This window comes from Hyphomicrobium denitrificans ATCC 51888 (assembly GCF_000143145.1).
Taxonomy (GTDB): domain Bacteria; phylum Pseudomonadota; class Alphaproteobacteria; order Rhizobiales; family Hyphomicrobiaceae; genus Hyphomicrobium_B; species Hyphomicrobium_B denitrificans.
On sequence record NC_014313.1, the window covers coordinates 791,013 to 812,041 of the forward strand.

Annotated in this window: 18 protein-coding genes; 10 read left to right on the forward strand and 8 right to left on the reverse strand. The window is 57.7% G+C overall.

Annotated elements, in window-relative coordinates; genetic code table 11:
- Nucleotides 1–69: 69 nt before the first annotated feature.
- On the reverse strand, nt 70–3,168 hold the full coding sequence (locus tag HDEN_RS03720) for a chemotaxis protein CheB (protein WP_013214796.1): 3,099 nt from the start codon (nt 3,166–3,168) through the stop codon (nt 70–72).
- A 64-nt stretch (nt 3,169–3,232) separates the two neighbouring features.
- Complete coding sequence (locus HDEN_RS03725) at nt 3,233–3,964, reverse strand: Crp/Fnr family transcriptional regulator (RefSeq protein WP_013214797.1); 732 nt, start codon at nt 3,962–3,964, stop codon at nt 3,233–3,235.
- Between HDEN_RS03725 and HDEN_RS03730 the strand changes: the two genes are divergently transcribed.
- The 3 genes from HDEN_RS03730 (at nt 3,963) to HDEN_RS03745 (ending at nt 6,754) form a co-directional block, all read left to right on the forward strand.
- Nucleotides 3,963–4,517: a DUF6894 family protein gene (locus HDEN_RS03730; protein ID WP_041921526.1), complete on the forward strand. Its 555-nt coding sequence runs from the start codon at nt 3,963–3,965 to the stop codon at nt 4,515–4,517. The genes HDEN_RS03725 and HDEN_RS03730 overlap by 2 nt on opposite strands.
- A 1,168-nt stretch (nt 4,518–5,685) precedes the next feature.
- Nucleotides 5,686–6,582, forward strand: a complete 897-nt coding sequence (locus HDEN_RS03740) for a hypothetical protein (protein WP_013214799.1) — start codon at nt 5,686–5,688, stop codon at nt 6,580–6,582.
- 10 nt (nt 6,583–6,592) lie between these two features.
- Nucleotides 6,593–6,754 (forward strand): DUF3309 family protein, encoded by a 162-nt coding sequence (locus HDEN_RS03745; protein ID WP_013214800.1) that lies wholly within the window; start codon nt 6,593–6,595, stop codon nt 6,752–6,754.
- Between the two features lie 76 nt (nt 6,755–6,830).
- Here HDEN_RS03745 and HDEN_RS03750 read toward each other — a convergent pair whose 3' ends face one another.
- Both HDEN_RS03750 and HDEN_RS03760 read right to left on the reverse strand, forming a co-directional pair.
- On the reverse strand, nt 6,831–7,091 hold the full coding sequence (locus HDEN_RS03750) for a hypothetical protein (RefSeq protein ID WP_013214801.1): 261 nt from the start codon (nt 7,089–7,091) through the stop codon (nt 6,831–6,833).
- 327 nt (nt 7,092–7,418) lie between these two features.
- Entirely contained in the window at nt 7,419–7,631 is a 213-nt protein-coding gene (locus HDEN_RS03760) for a hypothetical protein (protein WP_150103184.1), read from the reverse strand.
- Nucleotides 7,632–8,105: 474 nt separating this feature from the next.
- On the opposite strand from HDEN_RS03760, the gene HDEN_RS03765 reads away from it, so the two are divergent.
- Nucleotides 8,106–10,661, forward strand: coding sequence for an HWE histidine kinase domain-containing protein (locus HDEN_RS03765; RefSeq protein WP_013214803.1), 2,556 nt, complete (start codon nt 8,106–8,108; stop codon nt 10,659–10,661).
- A gap of 40 nt (nt 10,662–10,701) precedes the next feature.
- Here HDEN_RS03765 and HDEN_RS03770 read toward each other — a convergent pair whose 3' ends face one another.
- Nucleotides 10,702–11,064 (reverse strand): YybH family protein, encoded by a 363-nt coding sequence (locus HDEN_RS03770; RefSeq protein ID WP_013214804.1) that lies wholly within the window; start codon nt 11,062–11,064, stop codon nt 10,702–10,704.
- Nucleotides 11,065–11,158: 94 nt separating this feature from the next.
- Here HDEN_RS03770 and HDEN_RS03775 point away from each other — a divergent pair, with 94 nt between their 5' ends.
- Nucleotides 11,159–11,836 (forward strand): TetR/AcrR family transcriptional regulator, encoded by a 678-nt coding sequence (locus HDEN_RS03775; RefSeq protein ID WP_013214805.1) that lies wholly within the window; start codon nt 11,159–11,161, stop codon nt 11,834–11,836.
- A 36-nt stretch (nt 11,837–11,872) separates the two neighbouring features.
- On the opposite strand, the gene HDEN_RS03780 is transcribed toward HDEN_RS03775, so the two are convergent.
- Both HDEN_RS03780 and HDEN_RS03785 read right to left on the reverse strand, forming a co-directional pair.
- A complete protein-coding gene (locus tag HDEN_RS03780) occupies nt 11,873–12,265 on the reverse strand; it encodes a RidA family protein (protein WP_013214806.1) in 393 nt (130 codons plus the stop codon).
- 17 nt (nt 12,266–12,282) lie between these two features.
- Nucleotides 12,283–13,644 (reverse strand): NAD(P)/FAD-dependent oxidoreductase, encoded by a 1,362-nt coding sequence (locus tag HDEN_RS03785; protein WP_013214807.1) that lies wholly within the window; start codon nt 13,642–13,644, stop codon nt 12,283–12,285.
- A 127-nt stretch (nt 13,645–13,771) separates the two neighbouring features.
- Here HDEN_RS03785 and glnT point away from each other — a divergent pair, with 127 nt between their 5' ends.
- From glnT to HDEN_RS03805, 4 genes are read left to right on the forward strand one after another with little or no spacing between them, the layout of a single operon-like run.
- Complete coding sequence (glnT, locus tag HDEN_RS03790; protein ID WP_013214808.1) at nt 13,772–15,169, forward strand: type III glutamate--ammonia ligase; 1,398 nt, start codon at nt 13,772–13,774, stop codon at nt 15,167–15,169.
- A gap of 29 nt (nt 15,170–15,198) precedes the next feature.
- Entirely contained in the window at nt 15,199–16,098 is a 900-nt protein-coding gene (locus tag HDEN_RS03795) for a glutamine amidotransferase (RefSeq protein ID WP_013214809.1), read from the forward strand.
- Entirely contained in the window at nt 16,098–16,787 is a 690-nt protein-coding gene (locus HDEN_RS03800; protein WP_013214810.1) for a GltB/FmdC/FwdC-like GXGXG domain-containing protein, read from the forward strand. Before HDEN_RS03795 ends, HDEN_RS03800 begins: the two co-directional genes overlap by 1 nt.
- A complete protein-coding gene (locus tag HDEN_RS03805; protein ID WP_013214811.1) occupies nt 16,787–18,118 on the forward strand; it encodes an FMN-binding glutamate synthase family protein in 1,332 nt (443 codons plus the stop codon). The genes HDEN_RS03800 and HDEN_RS03805 overlap by 1 nt, the downstream gene beginning before the upstream one ends.
- A 66-nt stretch (nt 18,119–18,184) precedes the next feature.
- On the opposite strand, the gene HDEN_RS03810 is transcribed toward HDEN_RS03805, so the two are convergent.
- A complete protein-coding gene (locus tag HDEN_RS03810; RefSeq protein WP_013214812.1) occupies nt 18,185–18,841 on the reverse strand; it encodes a helix-turn-helix domain-containing protein in 657 nt (218 codons plus the stop codon).
- 242 nt (nt 18,842–19,083) lie between these two features.
- Between HDEN_RS03810 and HDEN_RS03815 the strand changes: the two genes are divergently transcribed.
- Nucleotides 19,084–20,832, forward strand: coding sequence for a trimethylamine N-oxide permease (locus tag HDEN_RS03815; protein ID WP_049775367.1), 1,749 nt, complete (start codon nt 19,084–19,086; stop codon nt 20,830–20,832).
- Nucleotides 20,833–21,029 lie beyond the last annotated feature (197 nt).

Consider the following 21,029-nt stretch of genomic DNA (forward strand, 5'->3'; position numbering starts at 1 on the left):
CTCCTGCCGTCTGCGTTCTTTGTCAACGCAGAGGCAGCGCATAAGCTCCGAACCGCTGTTTAAGACAAGCTATTCCAGCAGGCAGTCGATTGTGCAGATCACACCCGTGACGCGGAATTCGCGCGTAACCTCTGCATTGGGAAGGCCTTTTTCCAGCAGCGAACTGCCAAACCCTCTGCGGGTGGGCTCGGAGACCTTTGGGCCGCCCGCTTCCGACCAGGTGATCAAGAGGCGCTTCTTGCCACCTTTCTCACTTTTCTTCCACGTCAGCGTGACCTTTCCGTCCTTATTGCTCAGCGCACCGTATTTGACAGCGTTGGTTTCCAGCTCATGCAGAGCTAGAGCAAGCGGCGTCGCCAGCTCGCCGGGAAGTTCGACGTGCGGTCCTTCGAAACGAAAGCGATCTGTCATGCCTGTGAGCTGTTCCGACAACAGCCGCTCGAACGCGACGCTCTGCCATTCGTTTTGAACGAGCAAATCGTGCGATATCGCCAGCGCGCGTAAACGTGAGTTCAGCGTGTTGCGTGTGCTGTCGGTTGCGCCGCTGTCACGCAAGCTTTGCCCGGCGATCGCTTGAACAACAGCGTAGATATTCTTGAACCGGTGTGACAGCTCGGCCAGTAGCAGGTGCTGGCGCTCCTGCCAGTGTTCTTCCATTTTCCGCTGCTCGGTGATGTCGACGAATGTCATGACGACGCCCTCGATGCGGTCATCAAGCGTCCGGTAGGGCCTGACACGGAGGAGAAACCAGCGACCGTCGGTGCTTTCGATGGTTTTCTCGAGCGTCGTCAGATCGGCGAGGACACGTTTGCCGTCGCGTGCCAGATCATTGTATTTCAGTTTGTTCGTAAAATTGGAGATCGGCCGGCCTTCATCTCCGTTGACGACGTTGAAAATCTGAGCGAGGCGCGGCGTGAACCGGTTGATGCGCATATCGGGATCAAGAAACAGCGTCGCCAGATCCGTGGCGGCCATCAGATTTTGAAGATCGTTGTGTGCGCGCGAAACGCTTTCTAGCTTGAGCTTGAGTTCATTATTGAGTGTCTGAAGCTCTTCGTTGATCGACTGCAACTCTTCCTTGCTCGTCTCCAGTTCTTCGGACGTCGAGCGGTATTCTTCGTTCATGGACTGCAGCTCTTCGTTGGAAGCGCGCAGTTCTTCTGTCACGGCCTCATACTGGTCGCGGCTCGCCCGGAGGCGCTCGCGCGTGGCCAGCAGCTCTTCTCGAAGCTCAGTGACGATCGTCGTCGGCGCGGAATCGTCGGTGGTGCGGTTGTCGTTCTTGCGTTCGACGGGACCGCCTTCGAGAAACAGAACGAGCGCGACCCGTGCGTCGTTTTCCTTTTGTACAGGGCGAATTTGCAGACTTACGGCGTGTACGTCGCCGTTAAATCGAACGGGGATCGGCATCGTAAGCGTGGCTTGGTTCTGTTCGAATGCGCGATGCAGACCTGCGCGAAGATCCGGGCGCAGCTCGGGCCTGACGATGTCGGGAGCTTCGCTCGTCATCGGACCGCCTGAGTGCAGGAGAAAGCGTCCGGCCGTTTCCGACAGCGTGACGATCTGATGCGCCTCGTCGATCATGATACTGGGAGGAGCCGTTGCTTCAAGCGCTTGTCGATGCATGGACATATCGTTCGTGCTGGGCGACCGTCGCAAGACAGGACGCGATGGCGGCCCGACGATCGTCGGGCCGGTAAGGATGCGAGGAAGAGGTGGGAGCTTGTCGCGCGGTCGCTCCAGTGCCTGGTAAATTCGCGTGTCGCGATCCACGATACGAAAAAGCGTGTTGCCGTCGATCGTTTCGGACGAACCAAGGAACAGATATCCGCCGGGTCTCAAAGCATAGTGAAAGGTAGATGCGACCTGCTGCTGAAGATCACGATCCAAATAGATCAACAAATTGCGGCACGAGATAAGATCGATATGCGAAAACGGCGGATCACGAAGCAAGCTGTGTGCAGCAAACACGACGAGATCGCGCACTTCTCGCTTGATGCGATAGTTGTCGCCCTCGCGGGTGAAATAACGCTGAAGCCGCTGTTCGGAGACGTCGGATTTGATCGACAGAGGATAGCGGGCCTCGCCGGCGGTCGCGAGAGCAGTCGAGTCGAGGTCGGACGCGAAAAGCTGGATCTCAGGCTTTAACTCACGTCGTGCGGCTTCCTCGAGAATGAGAATGCCGAGAGAGTAGACTTCCTCTCCCGTCGCGCAGCCCGGAACCCAGATGCGCAGAACAGAATCTGGCTCTCTGTTTGTGAACAGTTTGGGGATGATGTCGCGCGATAAGTAGTCGAAGGCGGAGGCATCTCGGAAAAAACAAGTTACGGAGATGAGGAGGTCGGCGAACAAAGCCTGAATTTCTTCTGGCCTGGAGCGCAGGTGCGCCATGTAGTCCTCGATATTGTCGGAGCGCGTGACCTGCATTCGTCGTGCGAGGCGCCGTACGACGGTCGGGCGTTTGTAGTTCGAGAAATCGTGTCCAGTTTTCAGTCGCAGAAAGCCGAGAATTCGTTTCAGCGCATCCTCGTTGCTGCCTGCGTTCTGTTCGGCGTGCAACTGTCCTTTTTTCCGGATCAGCTCCGGTATCCGCAAGGCGATGTCGCGGATAGGCAGGATGAGATCGGCGACGCCGCTTGCGATGGCGGCGCGCGGCATCGATGAGAATGCAGCTTCGGCCGGGTCCTGCACCAGGACGAGGCCGCCGTTTTCCTTGATGTCCTTTACGCCATTCGAGCCGTCTGAACCCGCGCCCGACATGATGATTGCGAAGCCGTCTCCATGCTGCCTGGCGAGCAACCGGAAAAAGGAATCGACCGGCGCGCGCTGTCCGCGCGGTTCATCGAAGGGCGCGGTCGAGATCTGGGAGGCCGATATGAGAAGCTTGCGGTTCGGGCTTATAACGTAGATGTGGTTTGCAACGATGGCTGTGGCGTCGCCAACTTCGGTGACGGGCATGCTTGTCGCGAGCGACAGGATCTGGGCCAGATCGCTTTGGTGTTCCGGATCGAGATGAAGAATGACGACGTAGGCCGCGCCAGTGTCGCTGGGAAGTGCTTTAAAAAAAGCCTGCAGCGCGGGAATTCCGCCTGCAGAAGCGCCGATGCCCGTGACCGGGACTGCATTGATTGAAGACGAGGGGGCTAGTGGCGTTGCATCGGAGGTCATAACGTTCGCGCTGATTTTTTTGGAATGGTTCGATCATAACGCGTCGTCTGCCGGAAAGCTTGCGTTATTCTCCGCCGTAGCGTGGTGCGAACAGACGGCTCAGCTCCCGCTCAGCGACGCCATACAGACCGTCACAACACTGTTCAAGTCCGCTCCGGTCGATCAACCGGATATGTCCTCGCGAATTGGCGATCAGTCCTTGGCTTTCGAGGTGTTGGAGGGCAATTGTCACGCCTGCGCGCCGTACGCCGAGCATGAAGGCGAGGAATTCGTGCGTGAGCTGAAGGCCATCGCCTGGCACCCGGTCATCGGCCATCAGCAGCCAACGGGCGAGGCGCTGATCGAGCCGTCCGCGAGCATTCGCCAAAGCGGTGTTGGCGGCTTGAATCAAGAACACGTAAATATGTTTCAGGAAAGCATCCCTGAGCGTCGAACTTTTCGCCATGAGCATTGAAAGATCGCCGGCCAGAACAGCACGGCCGTCACCCGGTATTTGCACGAAGATGTTCGTCAGCGCAGGTTCGCTTCGAAGAACGACAGAGGCACCGGTCATTCCTTCCCAGCCGATAATTCCGGCTTCGGATTCGTGGCGCTTATTTTGGCTGACCGCGATGACGGATATCAATCCGCGATAGGGAAAATAGATGCGCTCGACCTTTTTATTTGTCTGCTCTAGGCAATCGCGCGTGCGAAATTGGACGGTCTCGAGATACGGCTCCAAAAGCTCGTAATCGGGAAGGCTAAGACTGGATAAGATAAGGTTTCCACGAGAATTGAGACGGGCAGCATTTTTCATGGCCTTCATCTCCTCCCGCGATAATGGCCGTCACGCAATAAAATTGTACCCAAGCGTACTGTATTTCTTACTTGATGTCATGATGTGGGTCGGAAAGCGGACTAAAATCCATCTATTAATTCCCACGATAGTTGCGGACACTGCTGGGATGCTGATCTTCTTCGACATAATCATGGGGCTGCAGAGAGTCGCCGACGACGAGGGTGCTGAATTCGATAATATCGAAGCAGCGCGAGCCGAGGCGAGAACGATTGCGTCCGATATTGTCATTGAGGAACTCCGGCGTGGCGGCAATGTCGGAGCAGATTGGCGGATCGATGTAAGGGACGTTGCGGGGACCATTCTCGCGCAAGTTCTGTTTTACGAAGTCGTCTTTGAACCAATTGCCAATTCCTATACCGCAACCTCGTTGCGACGCCATCTGCTCGGCGACCCAGTTCCAATTCCGTCTTATCATCGTTCAGTCGCAACCGTAACTGAGGCGCGAGCCATCGCCGCCAATGTTCGAAACGTTTTCCGAGAGATCAAACAGCGCTTGGACGAAATCACCTGACTCCATTCCGCGTCGGGCTTGAGCGGAAGCTCTAAATCTTGGGTTATAATCTGTGGGAAGCTGCAGCGGCACAGTTCAAAGCTAATCGGCTGGCCGGTGCAGGACGAGGGGAGAGACGGAGGCGAGGCGATCTTCCAAAATAAGCCGAGCGCTCGATATTGCATACAAGGCCATTTGTTCGACCGATTTATTTCCGGCCCTCGCCATGAATAAAATCGAAGACGCTATGACGTCTTTCACCTTCTCATCAGCAGGATCTGTACCAAACAATACTTCGACGGATCGGAGATAGGCACGATCCATTTTTTCCATGGTTTCGTGGTCGTACGATACGCTCATAGCGCGGCCCGCATACTTATTACATTTTCTTATGGTACTCTTGTATGCCGAGTGAGCACACCGTGCGTTAAGTACGGAACAGCACTGTTTGAATCACGAAGTATTTCGGATGATTGCCGGCAATATGTAGGCTTGTGGAATGCGCGCTGCCGTGTAGCAGCATTGAATTTACTGCCGCGAACTTTCTGGTGATTGAGAATGCAACTGCTAGGGATTGCGAGGCTTATTTTGCTCGAAATCGGCAAATCCTGAAGAGCGTTCACGGGTAGAGGCGGAGTTAGCGTCAAGCTGTCGAGGGCTATGAGAGTTTTTCCCGGCGGATGTTTGTGACCAGCGTCCGGCGTTGCCGTCGATCCAGACTACGAGTTAGCGGGACGCTCTGGCTGCAGCCTTTCCCGATACTTCTTCGCTTGTTCGACAGCATTGCTGCGCCAGACCCCATCATCATGATGCATGCGGCCATTGCCAGGGATTTCTGACTTCATCTTGCTTTGTGTTTTTGTGTGCAGATCAACGTGGGCACGGTGCGGCTGTCCCAGATAATTGACTGGTCAGCGTTTGCGATTTCGCTCGTTGGGTCTCTTAGACATATCGCGGGAACAACGGTGATCTCTGAGAGTTGGGCTATGCGAAGACCAGTGGTTCAACACCTGCGTTGACGTCGTTCGCAGAGAGAACGTTGCCCACTATCGAGCACCATCTCGACATGGCGAAGCCGATGCAGACCAAAATACCAGCCGAGGATTAATCATGCCCGTTTTGCTTTGGCTTATCGGCATTCCGATACCGATCATTATTCTTCTTTTCCTTCTTTTCTGATGAGGTCGTGATGGCGATGACACCACTGGACATTCCTGCGACTGTCTCTTCCGATGAAGAAATCAAGTATGTCGATTGGCCGGCGATCTTCGGAGCGACGGCGATCTCCTCGGCAAGCAGCATGTTGCTCGGCGCGGCTGGCGTTGCCCTCGGTCTCGCAGCGGTCTCTCCCTTGAGCTACGACAACCCATCACCGTCAGCGATGACAGCTGCTGGCGCAGCGTGGTTTGCGATAACCGCATTATATGCTAGCGCGGTCGGTGGATACGTCGTGGGGCGGTTACGAAAGCCTGCGCTTGATTCGTCTGTCGACGAGCGGTCCAATCGAGACGGCTTGAATGCGTTGATCGTCTGGGGTTTCGGCCTGCTGTTGACGACATTTCTCGCAAGTTCGGTTGTTGCGTCGGGGGTCGGCAGAACCGCAACTGTTGCAGCCCAGGCCGCAGGTCCAGTTCTTTCGGAAAGCGTCAAGGCGTCAGCTAACCAGGCCGGTGACTTCATCGGCTACTACGTGGACCGTGCGTTGAGATCAACGAATGCGAATGCTCCGGGAGGCGCACCTGGGCAGGCTGCCGACGCAAAATCGGAAGTGGCCCGTATCGTCACGCACAGCATTGCGGCTGGAAGTTTTTCTCCTGCCGATCGTATGGATCTTGAAAGAGTTGTCGCCCGGCAGACTGGCATCAGCGAAGCGGAAGCCAAGGCGCGCGTGGATCAGATGATCCGGGAAGCGAACGACGCCTATAATAAGACAGTGCAGACAGCCAAAGAGACTGCTGATCAGGCGCGTAAAATAACGGCCTCCGTTACGACGTGGTTCGTGGTCGTGTCATTGCTGGCCGGCATCCTTGCGTGGTTTGCTGGCGTCATTGGCGGGCGGCATCGCGATCAAAACCTTCTGGTCTGAGGAGATTTCGATGAGTTCGATACTGCTCGTCATCATTCTGCTTGCGCTGCTGGCTGCGCTTCCGCGTTGGGAATACAGTCGAGACTGGGGGTATGGTCCTTCCGGCGTCCTCGCAGTCGTGCTTGTCTTACTGGTCGTCATGGCGCTGACGCACAGCGGTGCGCCGCTGTAATTATCGGCACACGCTTAGTTCTCGAAGCGCGGGTCAACCGCCTTCGAGCCACGTCCTTCAATCAAACATCGAAGCTTTATTTTTTCTTCCGAACTGACTTGGCGCGCTTATCTACGAGATTTTCGGCTGCGCGAGCCAGACGTTCCGCACGGAGTCGCGCCGTCTTTTCTCGCGTGGCCGCGCTCAGAGCCTTGATCTCTTCGAGCGCCTGCAGACCGTCTGCCGCACGAGCCTGCTTCTTTTCCGCAGCGCGGACTTTTGAAAGCTCGCGCTCGTGCTTCGCCTGAAGCTCATCAATGAACGCACGGTGCTTCGCGCTCTTGGGATAGTCCCACATCTCAGACACTCGGTTGAACGGAATGCGCAGCGAACAAAACTACTGTCATGCTGCAGAGCGTGAGCCCCAGCTTTGGCGCGAGGCGCCATGCGATCCGAAAGTCAACGGGTTAGCATTGCTTGAGATCGTGACACTCGTGCGGGTACGAGGAAACGGCCTGCGCCTCGATAACGCGCTGGCAAGCGTCGAGTTCCGACGAGAGGCTTCGGATCAAGCGAGAGATTTGAAATTGTTTGGAGGGGCGGTCGCGCAGGGTCGGCAAGACCGCGCCGACCTGGATCGCATCCGGGAGGACGATAAGGCCTGAATGTTCAGGCCGTTTGCCGGCTACCAGCGCAAGAACTCGTTCTGCTCATGGTCGTAGCGCATCGCGCTGTTCTCGCCTTCGCCTTCAAATCGCGACAACGCTTCAGCAAGCTCGGCCCGAACCGCGGGAGGGATGCGCTTTTCATCGATGATACTGCGCACGGTGTGCACCAGCTCATCGATGCCCGAGCCGTCGATCGCGGCTTGCGCGTCGCGACGGAATGTCTGCCACATCGGCTTGCCTTTAACCCGGGCGTCAGTGGGCTTGCCATTCGCTTGGCAGAGAGCCCGGCTGATCCGCTCGACGAGAGGAGGAAATTGACGAACCAAGGGGTGCTCCTTCAGGTGTCAGCAAAGTTTAGATAGGTGCTCACCCGCGCGCTTCTTGCTCCCTTGGAATTCGTTTCGTCCCTGAGGCTGCAGGAGAGCCTCTTCTTTTTTTATTTGTCGACGCGAAACGCGTTGCGATGTGTACGATGCGTTTCGTGAAACGTTCAACAATAAAATCTTATAAATTAAACAATCGCGTGACGCTATTGCGTGACGGAACGTCGCGAAGATCGCTTGTGCCGTCAACACGCGCGCTGCGGTCGTTCTATTCGTGCGCGCCAAAGAAGAACGTTAGTCGGGCGGCCGGGAGTTAGGCCTGGAACCGCGACCGAACGAAGCGCGTTTTGCGCATCATCATGCACAAACGCGAGCAATTTCGTGTCCAGCTCGGATGTTCAAGTCGATCTCACGAATTGCGACCGCGAGCCCATCCACATCCTGGGGGCCGTTCAGCCTATCGGCTTTCTGTTCGCGGTGACGACGGATTGGATCGTTGCTCGGGCATCCGAGAACATTTCGGATTTCATTGGCTGCCGCGCGACCGACATGATCGGTCACCCGTTGGCGGAATTCCTACCTTCGCGCGCGTTGCATGACCTTCGCAACCGGGTCAGTCTGCTGCGTGGAGCCGATTCCATAGAGCGGCTCTTCGCGTGCGAGCTTATCAAGGACCGGCGCTTCGACGTTGCCGTCCACATATCCGGCGCTTACATCGTTATCGAAGCTGAGGCTGGCAACGAACCGCCTAAGGATATCACTGGCACCGTCCGCACGATGATGGCGCGACTGGACCAGACGCCGGATTTTACTTCGTTCTATCGCGAAGGTGCGCGCCAGGTTCGGGCGTTGCTCGGCTACGATCGCGTCATGGTCTATAAGTTCGATCCGGATGGATCGGGCGAAGTCGTTGGCGAAGCCTGCAAGAGCGGCATCGGATCGTTCAAAGGTCTGCACTATCCGGCGAGCGATATTCCACAGCAAGCGCGCGCGCTTTATCGTCGAAACCTGCTGCGCATTATCGCTGACGTGGGCGCCGTTCCGGTCAGGATCACACCTGAACTCGACGAGTTCGGCAAGCCGATGGATCTTTCCCTTTCGATGCTGCGCTCCGTTTCGCCGATCCACATCGAATATCTGAAGAACATGGGCGTCGGCGCATCGCTTTCAATCTCGATCATCGTGGATGAGGAGCTTTGGGGACTGTTTGCCTGTCATCATTATTCCCCGATGGTTCCGAACTTTCAGATGCGCTCGGTGAGCGAACTCTTCGCGCAGATGTTTGCAATGCGGCTCGAAAGCCGTGAGCGACGCGCGATCGTCGATTACGAGCGTCGGGCGCGCGATATTTCAGATCAGCTTTTGGGCGCCGTGGCGTCCGATGAAACTCTTCTCAAAGATCCGGACTGGCTCGCCGACATTCTCACCAACACAATTCCGGCGGACGGGGTCGGGGTGTGGATCAACGGCAGTTACGCGTTTTCCGGTATCACGCCATCGACGGAATCATTCCGCCAGATCGTGCGGGCGCTGAACGGTACGGCTGCCGGAAAGGTTTTCGCGACAGATCAGATTACCTCATTGATTAGCGCGATCGATAGCAACGGCGTGGCCGGGTTGCTGGCAATTCCCATCTCGCGGTCGCCGCGGGATTATGTGGTTCTGTTTCGCTCAGAGATGGTCCGCTCAGTCCGCTGGGCCGGCGATCCTCATAAGCCTGCCGAGTACGGACCGAATGGTCCGCGTCTCACACCGCGCGAAAGTTTCGCGGAATGGAAGGAGCTTGTCGAAGGTCGTTCGAAGCCGTTCACATCTTCCGAAATGCGCGTGGCCGAAACATTACGCGCGACGCTCATCGAGGTCGTTCTGCGTCTCGCAGACGAGGCGGCCGCGGAACGCCATCAGGCAAGCGCGCGTCAGGAGCTTCTCATAGCCGAGCTCAATCATCGCGTTCGCAATATTCTTGGCGTCATCCGCGGATTGATCCGCCAATCGCAGCCGGATGAAGATGCGGTGGCGAAGTTCGTGCAACTCGTCGATGGGCGCATTCATGCTCTCGCGCGTGCGCATAATCAGATAACTGACGATCATTGGGGACCGGCGCCGCTTCAAGCTATCGTGGATGCGGAGTCTGCGTCGATTTCGGCAGGCGCCGACCGTATAGGCGGTGGCGGGCCGCCTGTGCTGCTCAATCCGCAGGCTTACTCGGCGATGGCGCTGGTGGTGCATGAGCTTGTTACGAACTCGACGAAATACGGAAGCCTGACGACCAATGGCAGCGTGGAAATGACGTGGCATCGCAATGGCGCTCGCGATCTCGTCGTGGCATGGCGAGAATACGGTGGCCCACGCGTACGTCCGCCGCAGCGTAAGGGGTTCGGCACGACGATCATCGAGCGCTCCGTTCCTTATGATCTCGGAGGAAGCGCGGAGGCGCGATACAACGAAACCGGTTTCGAGGCTGACTTCATCATTCCGGCGCGGCATGTCTCCGAAGCGAAGTCGTTCGCTGGCAAGGCCATCAAGTTCGCGCGCCCGTCGCCAGGACATCCTGTCGAACCGCCGCCGAAATTTCTCGCAAATCGAAGCGTGTTGCTGGTTGAGGATAGCCTCATCATCTCGCTGGATGCGGAAGACATCCTGACCAGGCTTGGCGCTGACACTGTCATCACGCATGCAACAACGCAGGGGGCGCTCGATTATCTCGGGTCCGAGACGCCTTCGATAGCCGTGCTCGATATCAATCTCGGCGATCGGACGAGCTTCCCTGTGGCCGATCGTCTTCAGGAACTCGGCGTGCCGTTCATATTCGCGAGCGGATATGGTGAGCAGGCTTCGCTGCCGATGGAGCATCGCGCGCGGCAGGTTCTGCAGAAGCCGTACACGATAGAAAATATTGCGCGTGTGCTCGTCGAGCTTCTGGAAACCTCCGACTAACAGCCAGCGTGGATGCAGAAGCGCGACGAGCTGCTCCGTGTTAATTCCAGGTGTGCAGCAGGATCTGCCAGCCTGACCCCTCGCGGGCCAGCACGTTGACCCAGTTGCCGCCGAAGCTTGCGCCTTCGCCTTTCTCGCCGGGTCCAGTCAGATTCCACGTGCCGCTGGCAATCACCGTATCGCCGCGATCAATGACGGAAGTGACTTTGATGTCATGTTTCGTCAAGCCGTTAGCGCGAATGCCGGCGAAAAACTTCGCGATCGCATCGCGGCCCTCGATCGGTGTGCCACCAGAGGGGATCACGCGGCCTGAGGCGGCATAGAAACTGCCGAGCTTTTCCGTGTCGCCGGAGTTGAATGTGTCGTCCCAGGCTTTTGCAACCGTTTCGAGCGCATTCGTCATTTCAATCTCCAATATAATCGACAAGTTCAGCGACGCGCGGTATTTGTGACCGCATGGTTACAAGTAGTCACCCCGCGCTGGGAGTCAAACCGAAATGACCAATCGGTCACAAATGCCGCGGCGCGCGGACGCTCCGGTCAGGCTTCACTTGCCCGCCGCGGAGCGCGAGCGTCAAATCATCGAGGCGGCGGCGCAGTTTTTTTCGGACAATGGGTTTGAAGGGCAGACGCGAGAGCTCGCCAAGACGATGGGCATCACGCATTCAGCCATTTTCCGATATTTTCCGACGAAGGATGCGCTGATCGAGCGAGTCTACGAGCATGTGTTTGTTGCGCGTTGGGATTCGGCTTGGAAAGCGCTCATTTGTGATCGATCGCTGCCGATCGAAGCGCGGCTGATACAATTCTATTCCGAGTATACGGAGCGGATCTTCGACGCCCGCTGGATGCGCATTTTCATGTTTGCGGGCCTCAAGGGTCATCCCATGACGCATCGTTATGTTGCGCTCATACGGAACCAGTTCATCAAGCCGTGCTGCAACGAGCTACGCGCGGATTTGGCTCTGCCAACCATCGCTACAGTCGCCATTACGCCGCGCGAAGAAGAACTATTCTGGGGACTGCACGGAGCTGTGTTCTATCTGGGCATCCGGACGTTCATCTACGAGGTGCGGACCTCTCCGAACCGTGCCGAAGTCATTCGCGATCAGGTGCAGACATTTCTTGCAGGTGCGCCGCGCATTTTGCGCGAGGCTGTAATTGCGCCCAAATGATAAAGGCCGGCTTTCACCGGCCTTTATCATGTACGCTCAAGAGAGCTGCGCGTAGACTTCTATTTCGACTTTCTGCCACGGCCTCAACATTGAAGAGACCTGAATGAGCGTGCTAGCCGGCCGGATCTTATCGAAAGTTTCGAGGTGCGCTTTCGCCACGTCCTCTGCATCGTTGACGTCGCGAAGATAAACGACGGTGCGCACGACGTCCGCTGCGGTTGCGCCGGCTTCGCCCAAAGCTTTTTCTATGATCTCCAGTGCTGCGCGTGCCTGCGCATAGGCGTCGCTCTTTTCGTGCCCGGCTGGTGCGCATGTTCCGGAGACATGAATGTCTTTGCCGAAGCGCACAGCTCGCGAGTAGCCGAAAACGGATTCGTATGCGCCACCGGACGAGATGTTGACGCGCTGTGCTGCATTGTTCTTGGGCATTCGTATTTTCCGATCCTCTAGATGTTGGTTGCGTCTCGAAAGCGATACCAAGTCTCGACCGTTGGCACGGCGCGCTTGGCGATAGGGTGGGCGGGGAACGCGGGGAAGGTCAGATCGTCGAAGGCGGTTTGACCCTCGGATTTGCCGAGGACCTGCAAGGCGATCTTGTTGCCGAAGTAGGTAGCGCGCGAAACGCCTGTGCCGCAGTAGCCAACGGCGTAATGCACGCCGGATGCGGCGCGGCCGAGATGCGGAACTTCATCGAATGTGTAGCCGATGAGGCCGTCCCAGCCGTGCGTAACACGCACGTCTTTCAAATCCGGAAAGACGGCGAGCATGTCGCGTGCGAGGTGACGGTAAGCGACGGGCGATCTGTCGGATGCCAGTCGTCCGATGCGTCCGCCCCAAAGGATGCGACGCGCATCCGGTGCGCCGCGGAAATAGTAGAAGACGCGATTGGTGTTGCCGTAGACGCGATTGTTCGGAAGCAGCCGATTGAAGAGGGCTTCGGGGAGTTCATCGGTCGCGATGATCGCTGATCCGATCGAAACGATGCGCCGGCCAAGCTCAGGCACGAGACCATTCGTGTAGCCGTTCGTGGCAATGATGACGTTTCTGGCGAAGCATTCGCCGGCACTGGTTCGAATGTTGAAGCCGCCGTTCGCTGCGGTGATCGCGGTGACGGGCGTGTGGTCGAGGATCGAACCGCCTGCGCCTTGAATTCTTTCCAGCAGCCCTGCGTGATATAATCCGGGATGCAGCGAGGCATCGTTTGGCAGAACGGAGCCGCCGAAGAACACGTCGCTGCCGATTTCGGACGATTGCTCAGACTTCGGAACCATGAAGCTTTCGACGCCCGCGATCTCTTTGAGATCTTGCATGTCGGCGGCCATCGCTTCGTAGTGTTCAGGACGAATGGCTGCGCGAAAGCGACCGCAGCGGCGAAAATAGCAGTCGATTTTTTCGTCAGCGATCAACTCGGCAATATAGTCGAGCATGCGCGTGCCTTCGCGCAGCATGTCCTCGGCTTTTTTTCGTCCGCGTAACGCAATCAGCTTCTTGACTCTGAACTTCTGATTGCCGCTGCCGACCTGTCCGCCGTTGCGCGTGCTGGCGCCGTATCCCGCGCGATCGCGCTCGAATAGGACAACCTGCCGCCCATTTTTGAGAAGCGTCAACGCCGCCGACAGTCCGGTGAATCCTGAACCTATGATCGCCACATCGCAGTGGCGCGGAACGGGTTTTTCCGAATGCGAAGGGCGCTCAGACAGCGCATCCCACCAGTACGGCCGATAGTGAAGCGCCTGCGCGGCGTGCACTTTTCCTGTTGCGAGTTCCACGGCCGATGGGTGGTCCGAAACTTCTCCGCTGGCGCTCATGCGTATTCCCCTAAAGTCGCGGTGTTTCATAGGCTACAAATTTATTGCACTGTATGCAATATGCCTTTATAAGTGATGCCACAAGAAAAAGCGGCCGCGCAATTCAGAACGCCGCGGGAGGAAGCTAATGTTGCAGGCAGATCACTGGACCTGGCGTCGTGTGCCGGGCCAATACGCGACGCCAACCAACCTTGATGTCGCCAGCGCCAAGCAGTTCCTGGCGCAGAATCATATCCGCTACGTTCTCGCACAATTCGCTGACATTTATGGTGTCGCGAAAAGCAAGGCGGTTCCCGTCGAGCATTTTGAAGATGTGCTTACGGACGGCGTCGGATTTGCCGGCGGCGGTGTGTTCGGCATGCGCCTTGCTCCGCACGAACCCGAATACATGGTCGTGGGCGATCTCTCGACATTGACGCTCGTTCCGTGGGCGCCGGGATACGCGCGGGTGATGGGAACCGGGATGGTCAACGGCAAGCCTCATCCTATCGATACACGGAATATTCTGAAGGCGCAGATGGCTCGCTTGTCGGAGCGCGGGTGGACGCTGCTCACCGGCATCGAGCCCGAGTTTTCGCTGCTGCAGAAGCTTCCGGACGGATCGATCGCTCCCTTCGACAGCACCGACAGCTTGCAGAAGCCAGCCTATGACTATCGAGGCTTATCTCGCGCCCGGACGTTCCTAGAGCGGGTTACGGAATGCCTGCAATCGCTCGGCATCGATGTTTATCAGATCGATCATGAAGACGCGAACGGCCAATACGAAATCAATTTCAAGTATGCCGACGCGCTGACTTCGGCCGATCAGATTCTTCTGTTCAAGATGGCTGCCGCCGAAATCGCGCACGAGCTTGGCGCGGTCTGTTCGTTCATGCCGAAACCCAAAAGCTCGATGACGGGCAACGGCATGCACATTCATTGCTCTATCGCGGACGCGGCGGGCAAGAATATCTTTCACGACGCCTCCGACAAGAACGGCATGGGACTGTCGCAGCTTGCGTATCACTTCATTGGCGGACTTCTCACGCACGCGCGGGCTCTCACGGCACTGCTGGCGCCGTCGGTCAATTCCTACAAGCGTCTCGTGATCGGGCGCACGGCATCGGGTACGACGTGGGCGCCGGTGTTCGTTGCTTACGGTGATAACAATCGGACGGCCATGGTGCGCATTCCTTATGGGCGCATCGAATTGCGCGTCGGCGATTCCGGAATGAACCCGTACCTTGCGCAGGCCGCGCTCATTGCAGCGGGCCTAGATGGCATCGATCGCAAGCTCGATCCGGGTCCGCCGCAGAACATCAATTTCTATGCGCTGACGCCGGCCGAGATCAAAGCGAAGAACATTCAAATTCTTCCGCAGTCTCTCAGCGAGGCTATCGAGGCACTCGATCAGAGCGAACTGTTTCGGAAGACGCTTGGCGGCGACTTCATCGACGAATTCGTGTCGCTCAAGCGGGAGGAGTGGCTGGATTACCACCGGCACGTGTCCGATTGGGAAACACAGCGCTACCTCAGCTTCTTCTGAGGCGGCGTACACAGCAGGAGAAAAATATCATGTGCGGCATCGCCGGACTGTTTATCAAAAATCCAAAGCTCGAGCCGCAGCTCGGCGAGCTTCTCACGAAAATGACGTCAACGCTGTGCAGCCGGGGTCCCGACTCGGCCGGCTTCGCGATCTACAGCGCGGGCCAGGATGGCAAGACGAAGCTTACCATCGCTGGGCCGTCGGCAGATTATGATATCGCCACGGCTGCGGAAAAGCTGCGTGCGGCGGTCGCTCCGAAGGCGCCGACGGCCATTCACTATTCGCACGCTGTGCTAACTCTCACGGCCAACGAAGCACGGCATGCGCGCGAGTGGCTTGAAGCCAATCTGCCGGATGTCAACGTCGTCAGCGAAGGCCACCGGCTCGAAATTTTCAAAGAGGTCGGATATCCCGACGACGTGGCCGCGCTGTTCGGCATTGGCGCGATGTCGGGCTCGCACGGCATTACGCATACCCGCATGGCGACTGAGTCGGCGGTGAGCACGGATGGTGCGCATCCGTTTTCGACGGGCGCCGATCAATGCCTGGTGCATAACGGCTCGCTTTCCAATCACGCGAGTCTGCGGCGGCAGCTGCAGCGCGACGGCATAAAAATAAAAACGCAGAACGATAGCGAGGTCGCGGCCGGCTATCTCACGAAGCAGATGCGCAGCGGGCAGACGCTCGAAGGCGCGCTCAAATCCAGCCTCGACGATCTCGATGGGTTCTTCACATTCGTTGTCGGGACGGAAAAGGGATTCGGCGTTCTTCGCGATCCGATCGCGTGCAAACCGGCCGTAATGGCGGAAACCGACGACTACGTCGCGTTCGCGTCCGAATACAAGAGCCTCGCGGGCCTTCCGGGAATATCCGGCGCCAAGGTTTGGGAGCCGAAGCCAGCCACCGTTTACTTCTGGGAGCGCAGCTAATGCCGAATATCGATCTTTCAAAAACGCGCGTCCGCGAACTCAACGCGGCGCTGCATCAGCTGAAGCCCGATACGAATGAAACGCTCTGGACGATTACGAATCCCGGCGGCGAGCATTCGATTGCTGCGGGTGTCGACGCTGAAGTCACCATCAATATCCAGGGCAATGCCGGATACTACTGCGGCGGCATGAACAAGCACGCGACGATTGTCGTTGATGGAAGCGCCGGGCAGGGTGTCGGCGAAAACATGATGTCGGGGCTCATTCACGTCAAAGGCGACGCGAGCCAGAGCGCGGGCGCCACGGGGCGCGGCGGACGTCTGATCGTCGATGGCAATGCGTCGGCGCGTTGCGGCATTTCGATGAAAGGCATCGACATCGTCGTCAAGGGCGACATCGGTCATCTTTCCGCGTTCATGGGTCAGAACGGACGCCTCGTCGTGTTCGGTGAAGCCGGAGAGGCTCTGGGCGACTCTCTCTATGAAGCGCGCATCTATGTGCGGGGGCCCGTCGCGAGCCTCGGTGCAGACTGCATCGAAAAGCAAATGCGCGACGAGCACAAAGCCGAACTGCACGAGCTCCTGAAGCTATCAGGAGAGGCGTTCAAGGTGGATGTCGCGGAGTTCCGCCGCTACGGCTCCGCGCGCAAGCTCTACAACTTCAACATCGATAACGCGGGAGCGTACTGATGACCCAGCATGAACGGTCTTGGCCAACCACGACTCCGCGTCCGTCGGCGACCTTCGATGATTACACGCTGTCGGAAATCCGACGCGCGGCTGCAACGGGTATCTATGATATCCGCGGCGGCGGGTCGAAGCGGAAGCTCCCGAATTTCGACGATCTGCTTCTTCTCGGCGCATCGATGTCGCGCTATCCGCTGGAAGGATATCGCGAGAAATGCGGAACGGAAGTCGTGCTCGGCAATCGCTTTGCGAAGAAGCCGCTGAAGCTTTCAATTCCGATCACGATTGCCGGGATGAGCTTCGGTTCGCTGTCGGCCAACACCAAGGAAGCGCTCGGACGCGGCGCCTCGGCAGCGGGTACGTCGACCACGACGGGCGACGGCGGCATGACGCCGGAAGAGCGTGGGCAGTCGAAATATCTCGTCTATCAATATCTGCCGTCGCGCTACGGCATGAACCCGGACGATCTTCGAAAAGCCGATGCGATCGAGATCGTGATCGGGCAGGGTGCGAAGCCCGGCGGCGGCGGTATGCTGCTCGGGCAGAAGATTTCCGACCGTGTCGCGGAAATGCGTCAGCTTCCGAAGGGCATCGATCAGCGCTCCGCATGCCGGCATCCGGACTGGACGGGTGCGGATGATCTCGAGATCAAGATTCAGGAGCTGCGTGAAATCACCGATTGGGAGAAACCGATTTATCTGAAGGTCGGTGCGAGCCGCCCTTACTTCGACGTCAACCTTGCAGTGAAAGCCGGTGCCGACGTTATCGTGCTCGACGGCATGCAGGGCGGCACGGCGGCGACGCAAGAGGTGTTCATCGAGCACGTCGGCATTCCGCTGCTCTCGGCGATCCCGCCTGCGGTGAAGGCGCTGCAGGATCTCGGCATGCATCGCAAGGTGCAGTTGATCGTCTCTGGAGGCATCAGAACTGGTGCCGACGTGGCGAAGGCGCTGGCGCTCGGCGCTGATGCAGTTGCAGTCGGCACGGCCGCGCTTGTCGCGCTCGGCGACAACGATCCCAAATGGGACAAGGAATACGAGAAGCTCGGCACGCGCGCCGGTTGCTACGACGACTGGCACGAGGGGAAAGATCCGGCGGGCATCACGACGCAAACACCGGAGCTGACCGAGCGGCTCGATCCGGTGGCGGCCGGACGTCGCCTCGCAAACTATCTCAAGGTCTTGACGCTCGAAGCGCAAACGCTGGCGCGTGCGTGTGGCAAGAACCACCTGCATAATCTTGAGCCCGAAGATCTCGTGGCTCTCACGCTGGAAGCAGCGGCAATGGCTCGTGTCCCATTGGCCGGAACTTCCTGGGTCCCAGGAGCGAGGTGACCGTTTCGCCGGTTACCTCCACTTGCCGGAGGCGTCACAGCCTCCGGCCTTTTCGTATGCCCGGCCTCACGTATTATAGAAAATGATCGCCAAAAATCTTATGCGGTCATCGAGAAGCTTTTCGGGGCCGTGCACGACGTCGCCCGAGAACGTAAACGCGTCGCCAGGCTCGACGAGATAGGTTCTATCTCCGAAGCGGTATTCCATTCGCCCCTGAAGCATGTAGATGAATTCTGTCCCCGGATGCGAGAAGCGCGGGTAGGATTCACTTTTCTTGTCCATCTCGATGAAGAACGGCTCGAAAAGCTTCCGCGGTCCTCGATCGTAAGCCAGCAGCCGGTAGGTGTGGCCGAATTTCGTTCCGACGCGCACGACTTCCATCTGCTCGGCGCGTTTGACGAGCTGAGCGCTTCCGCGCTGCGTGTCCGTTTCCTTGAAGAGATCGCCGAGGCCGATGCCGACCGCCGCGCAGAGGCGTTCCAGTGCATCGAGGCTGGCCATCGCCATACCGTTTTCTATACGGCTCAGCATCGCGCTCGATAGTCCTGCGCCGGCGCTGAGGTCGGCGAGAGTCAGATTTGCTTCCGCGCGACGGCGCTTGATGACCGCTCCGATGCGGCTCTCGAGCGGAAGGTTGGCGAAATCTCTGTTGTCCGCCAAATCCGGCGTAGGCTTGCGCGCTGCGGGCCGTCGGATTTTCCGCAGCGCCTTCTCTTTGCTCATGTCTTGCTGATGTCCCCGTGTTTTCCATCAGCCTAATACGACTGCAGTCCTAGCGCAATTTTTGTGCAGTGCGGGCCTTGACTAGCTCACGAAAAGGACAATGCTGCTTTGCATCTGATACAAAAGTTTATAATGCATATAATGCAAATGACTTGCGTAGTATGCAATTTTATGAATTCATCGCTCCTCATAAATTCTAAGCCGAAATTGGCATTTGTTCCGTAGGAGGAGCATCGATGACGATGATTAGCGAGACGAGGGCGGCGGCTATGTCTTCTGCCCCCGAGCAAGGAGACGGACTTCATCGGGCGATAGATTGGAAAGGTGCATTTTGGATTGCGAGCGGCGTGCCGGCCCTCGTGATGATTTCAATCGGCGGTATGGGTGCAGCGGCCGGCAAGCTCGCGTTTGTCGTATGGACCATTTCGGTTCTGATGGGATTTTTACAAGCCTATAGTTACGCAGAAATCGCAGGTCTTTTCGCGAATAAGTCGGGTGGCGCCGCCGTTTACGGCGCAGCGGCGTGGCTTCGCTACAGCAAGCTCATCGCGCCATTGTCGGTGTGGTGTAACTGGTATGCGTGGACACCGGTTCTCTCCCTCGGGTGTACGATCGCGGCAGGTTATATTTTGAATGCGATCGCGCCGATTCCGACATTCACGGCCACTTCTCCGGAAGTCGTTTCATGGCTTCATGCCGCGGCCAATGCGGCGGCGATCGACGGTAAGTCGGTCGAGGAAGCGGCCAAGATCGCGATTGCTGCCGTCACGCAAGTCCACACGCCGGCGCTTCGCAGTTTGACCCTTTTGAACTTTTCGTTCTTCGGCGTCGTCAACGTCGAAATCGGTTCGACGTTCTTCATCGGCGCGGCTCTGATGCTGATGGCATTCGCCATTCAGCACCGTGGCATTTTCGGAACCGCTCGCGTGCAGATGTGGATCGGCTTGCTGGTGGTCGTGCCGATGCTGATCGTCGGCCTCGTTCCTTTTTTCAACGGCAGCGTCCACTCGGAGAATTACTTCCCGCTCGTTCCGCCAGTTGGTGACTGGAGCAACGGGGGATGGACGCAATTCCTCGGTGCGCTGTTCATTGCAGGCTGGTCGACGTACGCGTTCGAAACAGCCGTTTGCTACACGCGTGAATTCAAGAACCCGGCCGTCGATACGAAAAAATCGATCGTTCGCGCCGGTCTTCTTTGCGTCGTGCTTTATTCGCTCGTCGCTGCGACCTTCCAAGGCTATCTCGGGCTTGAAGGCATGACGGCGCCGGGCATTGTCGACGGCACGGGCGTGGCGGCGGCGATGGGTCAGATGGTCGGCACGGGATCGACCTTCGTCACGCATCTCCTCGAGATGATGATGGTGCTGGCGCTGATCCTCGCGATCATGATGGCGATGGCTGGTTCATCGCGCACGCTCTATCAGGGCGGCGTCGACGGCTGGCTTCCGAAATACCTCGGCCACGTCAACGAGCACGGCGCGCCGACGAAGGCGATGTGGACCGACCTTGTTTTCAATCTCGGTCTGTTGTCGTTCGCGTCATCGGACACCAATGCGTACTACTTCATTCTTGCGATCTCGAACGTCGGCTACATGCTGTTCATCTTCTTGAACTTGCAGTCGGTCTGGATCCACCGCATCGACAGCCCGAACATTCCGCGTCCGTATCGCACGCCGAATTGGCTCGTGGCCGTCAACGTTGTGCTTGGCTTCTTCAACCTGCTGCTGATGGGTGCGGGCGCCAAGGTCTGGGGAAATCCGAACTCGCTTTGGTACGGGATCGGCTTCGCGCTTCTGATCCTTCCGGTGTTCTTCTACCGGCATTATGTTCAGGACAAAGGCAGATTCCCTGATCACATGCTCCAGGATCTCGATCTCAAGAGCCAGGACCTCGGCGAACGCCGCGCGGGCATGCTGCCCTACCTCGCACTTGCGCTCGGCGTCGCAGTGATATTGTTCGGTCACTATTACTTCCAGCTCCCGCCTGCGTAACCTAAGATCCGCGCGAGGCAACTCGCGCGGATTTTTCTTCGGGTGGCGAGGGCATTTTTTATTCGTTTATGAAGTGCAGCGTCCGTTATCGCATGCATGCTCTTTGGTGAAATCGAACGTACTTTTTCTTCGTTCGAGCACAGTCCGGAAATTCATACGCTCGTCCGGCTGCCAGCTTTGCCCTTCGTCGAGAAATG

Bases quoted from the DNA above. Each gene is read 5' to 3' on its own strand.
- HDEN_RS03750 (WP_013214801.1), bottom strand. From the start codon at position 7,091: ATGTGGGACTATCCCAAGAGCGCGAAGCACCGTGCGTTCATTGATGAG.
- HDEN_RS03725 (WP_013214797.1), bottom strand. From the start codon at position 3,964: ATGAAAAATGCTGCCCGTCTCAATTCTCGTGGAAACCTTATCTTATCC.
- HDEN_RS03770 (WP_013214804.1), bottom strand. From the start codon at position 11,064: ATGACGAATGCGCTCGAAACGGTTGCAAAAGCCTGGGACGACACATTC.
- HDEN_RS03780 (WP_013214806.1), bottom strand. From the start codon at position 12,265: ATGCCCAAGAACAATGCAGCACAGCGCGTCAACATCTCGTCCGGTGGC.
- HDEN_RS03815 (WP_049775367.1), top strand. From the start codon at position 19,084: ATGATTAGCGAGACGAGGGCGGCGGCTATGTCTTCTGCCCCCGAGCAA.
- HDEN_RS03720 (WP_013214796.1), bottom strand. From the start codon at position 3,168: ATGACCTCCGATGCAACGCCACTAGCCCCCTCGTCTTCAATCAATGCA.
- HDEN_RS03785 (WP_013214807.1), bottom strand. From the start codon at position 13,644: ATGAGCGCCAGCGGAGAAGTTTCGGACCACCCATCGGCCGTGGAACTC.
- HDEN_RS03810 (WP_013214812.1), bottom strand. From the start codon at position 18,841: ATGAGCAAAGAGAAGGCGCTGCGGAAAATCCGACGGCCCGCAGCGCGC.
- HDEN_RS03805 (WP_013214811.1), top strand. From the start codon at position 16,787: ATGACCCAGCATGAACGGTCTTGGCCAACCACGACTCCGCGTCCGTCG.
- glnT (WP_013214808.1), top strand. From the start codon at position 13,772: ATGTTGCAGGCAGATCACTGGACCTGGCGTCGTGTGCCGGGCCAATAC.
- HDEN_RS03740 (WP_013214799.1), top strand. From the start codon at position 5,686: ATGGCGATGACACCACTGGACATTCCTGCGACTGTCTCTTCCGATGAA.
- HDEN_RS03730 (WP_041921526.1), top strand. From the start codon at position 3,963: ATGGCCTTCATCTCCTCCCGCGATAATGGCCGTCACGCAATAAAATTG.
- HDEN_RS03795 (WP_013214809.1), top strand. From the start codon at position 15,199: ATGTGCGGCATCGCCGGACTGTTTATCAAAAATCCAAAGCTCGAGCCG.
- HDEN_RS03745 (WP_013214800.1), top strand. From the start codon at position 6,593: ATGAGTTCGATACTGCTCGTCATCATTCTGCTTGCGCTGCTGGCTGCG.
- HDEN_RS03775 (WP_013214805.1), top strand. From the start codon at position 11,159: ATGACCAATCGGTCACAAATGCCGCGGCGCGCGGACGCTCCGGTCAGG.
- HDEN_RS03760 (WP_150103184.1), bottom strand. From the start codon at position 7,631: ATGTGGCAGACATTCCGTCGCGACGCGCAAGCCGCGATCGACGGCTCG.
- HDEN_RS03800 (WP_013214810.1), top strand. From the start codon at position 16,098: ATGCCGAATATCGATCTTTCAAAAACGCGCGTCCGCGAACTCAACGCG.